At 71.0% G+C, this 715-nt stretch carries 1 pseudogene; it reads left to right on the forward strand.

Going from position 1 to position 715, the window contains the following annotated elements:
• A pseudogene (locus tag JK359_RS38520) lies at window positions 1–705 on the forward strand (IS5 family transposase); the annotation flags it as partial.
• Between the last annotated feature and the right edge of the window lie 10 nt (window positions 706–715).

The following is a 715-nucleotide window of genomic DNA, read 5'->3' on the forward strand; positions in this document are numbered from 1 at the left end:
GCCCGACGAACTCGGCTCTTTCCAGACCGCCCACAAGCGGCTGATCAGATGGGCCGTGGACGGCACCTGGGAGATGATCCTCACCGCAGTCCTGGCGGCGGCAGACGCCGACGACGACATCGACTGGACGGTGTCGGTGGACTCCACGGTCGTCCGGGCCCACCAGCACGCCGCCGGGGCGCTCAAAAGGGGGCGGTCCGCTCCGGCGAGCCCGCCGATCACGCGCTCGGACGCTCCCGCGGCGAGCTGAGCACCAAGGTCCACCTGGCCGCAGACGGCCGCGCACGGCCTCTCGCCTTCACCGTCACCGCGGGCCAGGCAGGTGACGCACCCGCGTTCGAGACAGTGATGTCTCGCATCCGCGTGCCCCGCACTGGTCCGGGCAGGCCCCGGACCCGGCCCCTGGCCGTTCTGGCCGACCGCGCGTACTCCTCACGTGCCATCCGCAGCCACCTGCGGCGCCGAGGTATCCGTGCGGTGATCCCGCAGCCGTCCGACCAAGTCGGCCACCGCTTGCGGCGGGGCCGGCTCGGTGGCCGTCCGCCCGGCTTCGACAGCGAGGTCTACAAACAGCGAAACACCGTCGAGCGGTGCATCAACCGCCTCAAGCAGTGGCGCGGCCTGGCCACACGAACCGACAAGCTCGCGATCGCCTACCAGGCCGCACTCCACCTGGCGGGCATCCTCATCTGGACCCGACGCTGACCAAAGAGAC

It is taken from the genome of Streptomyces actinomycinicus, assembly GCF_016741775.1.
GTDB lineage: Bacteria > Actinomycetota > Actinomycetes > Streptomycetales > Streptomycetaceae > Streptomyces > Streptomyces actinomycinicus.